This is a genomic window from Daejeonella sp. (assembly GCF_046590655.1).
GTDB lineage: Bacteria > Bacteroidota > Bacteroidia > Sphingobacteriales > Sphingobacteriaceae > Daejeonella.
This window is the reverse complement of the sequence record NZ_JBKJUM010000010.1, coordinates 1-8,833: the sequence shown is the minus strand read 5'-3', so window position 1 is coordinate 8,833 and position 8,833 is coordinate 1. Positions and strand designations below refer to the sequence as shown.

Sequence of the window (8,833 nt, the reverse complement as noted above, 5' to 3'; positions counted from 1 at the left end):
CCTCGTAAAAATAATCTCCACCCTCCTATTCGCCTGGCGGCCACTCTCTGTGCTGTTATCTGCCGCGGGTTCTGTAAACGATTTATGTAGTGCAGGCAGATTTTTAATCCCCAGAAGCTGGTTAACGGCATCAATAACTGCCTGATTTCTTCTTTTTGAAAGGGCTACGTTATAGGCCATGCTCCCAATGCTGTCGGTATGGCCAGTGATTCTGAAAGAATAGTATTCACTCAATTTTTGATAGTCAGCCATAGCATCTTTTAATTTTTCCATTTCGATTCTGGTAATATCAGATTTATCGAAATCGAAATATATCACAACGCTTTCCAGGACAGGTACGGCCACGGCATCATTAATTGATGGTGATTTTATTTCGGTTTGGGTCTGAACTGGAGGCCTTTGCACGGGCGCGGTAGTGACTGGGGTGCTTACCAAGGGCTGAGTCTTTTCAACTGTGGTTGGTATCGGGTTTTTATAAGCGTCCGGTAGAATATCTTCAAGCTTTTTACCCTGCAGAATAAGATTTGGATCTACTACTTTGCTTAGGTCCGGATAATTCCTGAACGCTGGTTGAGTAACATCCTTTTTGGAGGTGAGACTTCTGTCTTCAATAAAAACTCCTGAATCATAGATATTATCAGAAACATCAGCCAGCACAATTTTTAAATGGTACTTTTTATATGGAGTTACATACATCTGTGCTACCATCTTTTTGGTTATTCCATCATAGCGCAGGTTCCGGTATAAATTCTGATCCATAGTCTTTAAAAGTTCTGGATCAGGGGCTATGACCACACGATCTGCGTTTCCGGCATAGTTCGGCGAGCCAAAAATAGACGCGATTGAACGTAGGATCCTGCCTGGCAAAGTTCCGCGGTAAGTTGATTTCACAGGATCCTGCCGTTTAATAATTACCTGTTTGTAAAGATTATTATCGATGAAATGATCCTTATTGGTTTTGAAATTGATTGTATTGATACTTACAGGCACAGTGGTTGACGGAACAAGGGCAATATTTTTTGAACCTGTTTCGTCAGAAACAATAAATGCGAATATATCATTATAGGGCGAATCGACGTATTCAGGGTACTCATCAGAGCCAAACTGATAATTGAACTGAATACTGTTATCCATTGGCACAAAATCAAATTCGATGCTGCAAATGTCGTAGAGCTTTTCTTTAATTAATGATGACAGGTCCTTGTCTAATTCCGGAACAGCAACATCACTGAATGTGGAACTTTGATTGTGGGAGTTATTATAACCCGCAACATTATAAGAATTACCAGAAGATAAGATCAGTCCTTTTGGGACCTGTAAAACACCTGGCGTGCTGGTGAATGATAAAATGGAAAGCGGGTATCCTTTATGGCTTATATTACCGATAACTACACCTTGTCCGCTGAAATTTTTCTTAATCCAGTCATCTACGTTAATTGCTGATAATCTTATCTGGGCATTAGAGAACCGGGTGAAGATGAAAATTGTCAATATCAAAAGGAGAGCTTTCTTCATTTCTATATCAATTACGAGCACTAAACTACATTAATATACAATTTACGATTATTTTTTCAGTCTCGATTCAGCAAAAGCAAACGGAAGTAAACTTTTAATTCCTTTTGTCTTAATAATGGAACCATTCTGACAGTAAAATAAAACCTCAATTGGATAAGATTGCTTTTTTTCATACTCAGCCATTACCTGCAGACAGGCACCACAGGATGTTACTGGCTCTGTAATTTGAAACTTGTCTGTCTGAGCTGTTATGGCCATACTAATGATCCTTTCATTTGGATAGGTGGATCCAACAGTAAAAAGAGCCACCCTTTCAGCACATAGCCCTGAGGGATATGCAACATTTTCCTGGTTACTCCCAAAGACAATTTTTCCGCTTTCAAGCCTCAAAGCCGTACCGACCCGAAAATTTGAGTACGGGGAATGTGACGTGGACATCGCTTTAATGGCTTCATTACAAAGTTCCTGATCTGTGGTATTCAGTTCATCAAAAGACGAATATTCTTCGAATGTAATGGTTAGGGTATTATTCGGCATAGTAGAAGTCCTGAGCTTTCAGAAAATAACTGAAATGATTAGCAAGATAAGAATTATTGATTTAGCTCACTGGTCTTCAACAAGAACTTCTTCAGCCACTAACACTGGAAGGGGTTCCTCACCAATAAAGTCGACTTCCACACGCAAATTCTGGATAATGTGCTGCTGCCTGTCAGGAGTATTTTTCCCCATGTAGTATTCCAGAAGGTTCTTTATTGGTTGCTCCTTTGACAAGATTACCGGGTCAAGCCTGATATCTTCTCCGATAAACAGCTCGAACTCTTCGGGTGAGATCTCCCCAAGGCCTTTAAAGCGCGTTATTTCAGGCCTGTTACCGAGCTTCTGAATTGCGCGCTGGCGCTCTTCATCACTATAGCAGTAAATGGTTTCTTTTTTATTGCGAACCCTGAATAAAGGCGTTTGAAGAATTGAAACGTGGCCAGCCTTAACGAGATCGGGAAAGAACTGGAGAAAGAATGTCATTAGCAATAATCGAATATGCATGCCATCAACATCAGCATCCGTCGCAATGACAATATTATTATATCGGAGATTGTCTAATCCGTCTTCAATATTCAATGCATGCTGCAGCAAATTAAATTCCTCATTCTCGTACACCACCTTTTTGGTAAGTCCGTAACAATTAAGCGGTTTACCCTTCAGACTAAATACGGCCTGCGTTTGCACATCGCGTGATTTAGTAATTGAGCCGCTTGCAGAATCACCCTCAGTAATAAACAAGGTAGTATCCTGTTTACGTTCGTGGGTATCTTCGAAATGAATCTTGCAATCCCTAAGCTTTTTATTGTGAAGTGATGCCTTTTTTGCACGTTCATTTGCAAGTTTTTTAATGCCTGCGATGTCTTTCCTCTCGCGCTCTGACTGCATGATCCGCTTTAATAAAGCGTCTGCATCAGCGGAATGCTTATGCAAATAATCGTCGAGGGCCTTTTTAATAAAATCGTTGATAAATGTCCGCACACTTGGCCCATCAGGAGCGATATTTTGCGAACCCAGTTTGGTTTTTGTTTGAGATTCAAACACAGGTTCCTGAACACGTATGGAAATGGCAGAAACTATAGACGCCCTTACATCAGAGGCATCAAATTCCTTTTTATAAAATTCCCGTATAGTTTTAACAACCGCTTCTCTGAAGGCGGCCTGATGGGTTCCACCCTGTGTGGTGTGCTGACCATTTACAAATGAATAATATTCCTCGCCATACTGTTGCCCGTGGGTCATGGCTACCTCGATATCATCTCCCTTGAGATGGATAATTGGATATCGGATCGTCTCGACGTCGGTGTTTCGGGTCAACAAATCATATAGCCCGCGTTCCGAAAAATACTTTGTACCATTGAAATTGACTGTCAGGCCTGAATTCAGGAACACATAGTTCCAAATCATGCTCTCTACAAACTCCGGGATATAATGATAGTGGCGAAATATAGTGTCATCAGGATAGAAAATAACTGCAGTACCGTTCCGTTGTGTTGTTTCCATTTCAGGAGGGTCGCTAACCAGCAAACCTTGTTCAAACTCTGCTTTTTTGGTACGCCCATCCCTGTAAGATTGCACAGAAAAATTTGCTGAAAGGGCATTAACGGCTTTGGTACCCACTCCGTTCAGGCCTACCGATTTTTGAAACGCCTTAGAATCATATTTGCCACCCGTATTGATCTTCGAAACACAATCAATGACCTTACCAAGAGGAATACCGCGTCCATAATCACGTATAGAAACTTTTTTATCGGCTACCGTTACCTCAATAATCCGCCCGGCGCCCATTACAAATTCATCTATGGAATTGTCCAGAATCTCTTTTAACAGGACATAGATTCCGTCATCGTAAGCCGAACCGTCGCCAAGCTTGCCTATGTACATCCCCGGACGCAGGCGTATATGTTCCTTCCAGTCGAGGGACCGGATACTATCGTCACTATAATCTAATTCTGCCATTATTAAAGTTGTACGTTGTATAGGTTGTAAGTTTCTAAACGCTGTGCTATCGACGCAGACGTATAACTAATATTTTATCTCATACAAATCTAAAATTTTGAATGGTGTGCGATGGTAGGAGATTTCAACATTTGAACATTATAAATACTTGATGAAATGAAACTGTGCAATCGGGCTGAATAATCTGGAATTAAGGTTGATAATGGAATGATAAGGAGGTTGCCCCGTGGTGCGGGGCCCGGGCTTTTCGCTTCAATCTTTTCGCCTTTCAGGCCAAAAGCCTGCCTGCCGGACAGCTACTGTTTGGACACAAATAATTAGCCGAAGCGTCTGTCAGCTCAATTGCCTCGAGTTTTAAAGCGATGTTTAATTATCTTTGAATCGGCTTTGGAATGCGGATCATAGGATGATCGTTATGATATTACCATGTCAGCTTATCCGCCTAGTCTCCCCCGCTGGCGGGCTACCGTGTACCCACAAATAAAAAGATGATATTTGTTGATGCAAAGAGTAACCTATCAGGGCTATTTCGGAGATAAGCGAATAGAGTCACGCGGCAGTTCGCTTCACCAACGTTTGTTTAGCAGTGGTACCCGGAGTATACAAGGCCTTTCTATTAACAGAGCAGAACAAAAGGCCTATTACCGATTCTTACATAATGATCGGGCCAGCGAAGAGAAGCTTATTGAAGAATTGATTGGGCGATGCTCCAGTCAGGTTAAAGGAAAAGTTGTATTAGCCATACAAGATACTACGGAAGTTAACTTAACTACACACAAAGGCCGTTTACAGAGCCACACGGGATTAGGAGGCATAGATGACAGCAAAGGCATTGGCTTTAAGCTGCATCCTTCGCTGGTTGTGGATGCCCAAACCTGTTTTCCTTTAGGGTTTTCTAGCATCAGAATGTGGGGACGTGAATTCGATATGGATACCAAAGCTGCGCGCAAATATTTACCAATTGAGCAAAAAGAGTCTTACAAGTGGCTCCAAGCAAGTGATCAAAGTAAAACAGCGTTAAATGAGGCTGCTGCGATAGTTATTATCCAGGATCGTGAGGGAGATATCCTGGAACAGTTTATTCGCATTCCGGATGAACGTACCCATCTTCTAATCCGTTCCCGGTTAAACCGGTTGACAAATGATGTGGAGGGTAAGCTCTGGGATACCCTTTCAGCTTCAGCAAAGCTTGGAACATACCAGGTTAAACTGGACAGTGATAGTCATGGGAATTTACCAGCCCGTGAGGCAACGATAGAAGTTCGATGTATAAAAACCAGTATACGTAGAAAAGGCAAAGGGATAAGCGCTGAACTGTATGCTGTGGAAGCTCTTGAGGTCGGATGCGTGGGTTATCAGGGTGTGCACTGGAGATTATTAACAACCTGGCCAGTAACGGATTTCGATCAGGCACGCCTTGTCATTGAATGGTATACCTGGCGCTGGTTTATCGAAGAACTTTTCCGAATGCTTAAAAAAGAAGGGTTTAATATTGAAGGTAGTGAACTGGAAACAGGCTGGTCAATTCGTAAGTTAACGGTAATGCTTCTGGATACGATCATGAAGCTGATGCAGATGCATATTGCTTACAATGAAGCTGAGGAAGCAAATGTGCCCGACAGTGATATACTATTCACCAAGGAGGAGCAGCGATGTATTGATGCTCTGAACGAAGTAAATGAAGGCAAAACAAAGGCCCTGAAAAATCCTTTCAAAGCTGGCAAACTGAATTATGCAGTATGGGTTATATCCAGACTAGGTGGCTGGAAAGGATATACCTCGCAACGAAAACCGGGCATGACCACCATGTTCAAAGGGATAAATAAATTTTATGATGTCTTCGACGGTTGGACACTCCAAAAAGATGTGGGTACACGGTAGGCTGGCGGGGGCAGGGGCAATGTCATTAACTTAAGGGCTAAATAGCACGTTTATAGTTGGTTAAGGTCTGATATTTTCCTTTTGCCCGTTTTCCCTTGACTTCTCTGGGGTAGCTTCGCGAAGGCCTGATTGGTTCTGTATATCTTTCAAACAGGCTTTCCAACTCGATTATGATTTGTTCAGGATCAATTTCTATAAAAATTCTGATGAGATGCCTTTTTAATAGTCCTAATGCTACATTCTTATTAATTTTATAGTGATATTTTCGGCCTCTTGTCTTTTTTGTTACGGAGCTTTGAGCCGGCTTGCTCAGTATGTTTTGTAAGTTGCCGACAAATATTCCAGCATAGAAATCTTGCAAAACCGTATTCACTTTATATCCGCTGAAAACCTCCATTTGCTGATTGTTTTTTCGGATGGCATAACTGGTTTCTATTCCCCAGCGCTTAAAATAGAGATCACTAAAGATGCTTTCCGGATATTCATTTTCATCCAGCAGGCTGGTAATCAGGGTTTCTGTTGAACCATCAGCCAATTTAACTTTTATTAACCTGACAACGATTGTAGAAGCTTTTGTGAGCCTATAGCCATGCTTTTTAAGCTCTTGAATGGCTATGTCAGTAGCCTTAAAAGTGACTGCCTGGCTGGTGTTCACGGAAGACATGAAAGCAATTACTTCTTTGTTGAAATTAGTCCGGCAACGCATCACAAAGTGAAGTGGCTGTTCCTGTTCAAGATGAAGGTAAAGAGCACTAAAGCTTGGATACCCTCTGTCGTAAATAGTGAGTGTATCTGGCTCTAAATAAGGTATCCATTGATAGGCCACCTGCTGCTCGGAGATATCAATGGGATAGATGGCAGAGCAAACCGTAAGATCATTCAGGATATCATGCAGCTCCATGATCTGTCCCATGGCAATAGAAGTAGATTGATTGGATTGGACACCAAAATGAGTAATAAGATCCGGCTTATTGATCAGGTAGGCAGTAGAACCATCGATAGCCATCAGGCGAAATCCATTCCAGCGTTTTACATCCTGCTGATAACATTCATAAAAGCTTTTCACCAGCACACTGTTCCACAATGTGAAGAAACTGTAATCAAGCTTCTGCCTTTGTTTACTTAAAGCGGCTTTGCTGGCACAGGAATGCTCAGGATAATAGCTCTGGAAAAAATCTTCCAATTCAATACTCAGACTTCGCTTTAATAAGCTGATTATCAAATAAACCATCCGTTCCAGGGGCAGTTTCCTGTTTTTTGTAAAGGCTTCCGGGGGAGTGAAATGATGACGTAATGAAGGATCTTCTTTCACCTGAACTAAAAATGCCTTTAGCCTCTTAATTATTTCTAAGTTTGCTTCTCTCATAGGGGTATTGTTTCGAAGCTTAAAGAAACTGCTTTTGCAGTTTCTTTACCCTATGGGAATATACTTTTTCTTAAGTTAATGACATTGCCCCAACCCCCGCCAGCGAGGGACACTGGGCGGATAAGCTGAGCTGAATTTCATACCTTACGCCGATGTTAAAAAGCTTTCTTGTTTTTTTCCGCTTTTACCTATTCTGGATATTCTTCTTCGCCCTCGACAGGCTGATTTTTCTGCTTTTTTTTTCTGATCAATTAAGCCAGGTAAGCATTGGAGATAAGGCTGCAACCTTCTGGTATGCGCTAAGACTAGATTCAGCTATGGCCGCTTATATTTCGGCGCTCCCACTATTAATTTACATCATATTCCTCTTCCTTAAGCGAAGCTTTTTTCCTCCCCTGGCAGGCAAAATATTTGTTGTTTTTCTATTACTGATTTTCGTTTTCATCAGCGGCTTTAACTGGAATTTATATCGGGAATGGGGCACCAAAATAAATTACAGAGCAATTGATATGGCATTTAGTTCGCCGACAGAGGCCATGGCATCCAGTGCTTCGCAGCCAATCTTTTATTCCGCATGTATTGTTCTGGCGCTTTTTGTGTGCGGGCTGCTTTTAGCAAACTGGCTTATCGACTTTAAAATTTCCGACAGGGAGAAGCCCTTTCTGACTAAAATTACAGGAAGCATTGTGGCTGTAGCACTGCTTGTGTTGGTAGCAAGAGGCGGCTGGCAATTAACACCCATTAATCAGAGCATGGCGTACTTTTCAACAGAACCTGTTTTGAATCATGCAGCTGTTAATACGCAATGGAACCTGTTTCAGGATATTATTAATAATAAATTTGCTGCCAGGAATCCGTATAAATATTATACCGTTGCCGAATCTAAAACGATCATAGACGAGCTGTTCCCTGATCCTGGGTCCGGAACTATTCCAATACTAAACACATCTAAGCCTAACGTAGTGCTCATTATTGTCGAAAGCTTTACCACTGCGCTAATCGAAAGTCTTGGAGGGGAAAAGGGCATTGCTCCGAACATGTCAGACATTAGCAGCGATGGATTGCTCTTCACAGATATTTATGCCGCGGGGGGTCGGACTGACAAAGGTATTATTGGCACTTTAAGCGCATTTCCTTCGCAGGCCATACGCACCATAATGAAACACAATGACAAGCAGGAAAAGTTGCCTGCCATTTCGCAGGAGATGAAGGCAAATGGTTATAACACTTCTTTTTATTACGGGGGGGAAAGTGAGTTCTTTAACATGAAGTCTTACATTCTTAGTCATGGTTATTCCAAACTCGTAGATCAGCATTCATTTCAAAAAAAACATATGAACTCTAAATGGGGTACCTATGATCACATGGTTTTCCAAAAAAATGCAGCTGATCTGGACGCAGAGAAAACACCATTCTTTTCCACCATTTTAACACTCACTAACCACGAGCCTTTTGAACTACCGGGTACTCCCCGCTTTAAGGGCGAAGATTCCGATAATAAATTCCGAAGCACCTTTTTTTACACCGACTCCTGCATTGGAGCTTATATCAAAGGAGCTAAATCGAAAAAATGGT

Annotated in this window: 6 protein-coding genes; 2 read left to right on the top strand and 4 right to left on the bottom strand. The window is 41.8% G+C overall.

The genetic code is table 11. The annotated features are described in order from the left end of the window. From ACLL8Z_RS00710 to ACLL8Z_RS00700, 3 genes are all read right to left on the bottom strand, one after another. Positions 1–1,515: choice-of-anchor L domain-containing protein (locus ACLL8Z_RS00710; protein ID WP_411272823.1), on the bottom strand; the 1,515-nt coding region annotated here is incomplete at its 3' end. Between the two features lie 48 nt (positions 1,516–1,563). Next, positions 1,564–2,052 (bottom strand): cytidine deaminase, encoded by a 489-nt coding sequence (locus ACLL8Z_RS00705; RefSeq protein WP_411272822.1) that lies wholly within the window; start codon positions 2,050–2,052, stop codon positions 1,564–1,566. 66 nt (positions 2,053–2,118) lie between these two features. Beyond that, complete coding sequence (locus tag ACLL8Z_RS00700; protein WP_411272821.1) at positions 2,119–4,011, bottom strand: DNA topoisomerase IV subunit B; 1,893 nt, start codon at positions 4,009–4,011, stop codon at positions 2,119–2,121. Between the two features lie 501 nt (positions 4,012–4,512). On the opposite strand from ACLL8Z_RS00700, the gene ACLL8Z_RS00695 reads away from it, so the two are divergent. Beyond that, positions 4,513–5,892, top strand: coding sequence for an IS4 family transposase (locus tag ACLL8Z_RS00695; RefSeq protein WP_411272820.1), 1,380 nt, complete (start codon positions 4,513–4,515; stop codon positions 5,890–5,892). A 37-nt stretch (positions 5,893–5,929) separates the two neighbouring features. Here the strand turns inward: ACLL8Z_RS00695 and ACLL8Z_RS00690 are convergent, their stop codons facing one another. Next, on the bottom strand, positions 5,930–7,258 hold the full coding sequence (locus tag ACLL8Z_RS00690) for an IS4 family transposase (RefSeq protein ID WP_411272819.1): 1,329 nt from the start codon (positions 7,256–7,258) through the stop codon (positions 5,930–5,932). Positions 7,259–7,410: 152 nt separating this feature from the next. On the opposite strand from ACLL8Z_RS00690, the gene ACLL8Z_RS00685 reads away from it, so the two are divergent. Further along, positions 7,411–8,833, top strand: a 1,423-nt coding sequence (locus ACLL8Z_RS00685; protein ID WP_411272818.1) for an LTA synthase family protein, incomplete at its 3' end; no start/stop codon positions are given.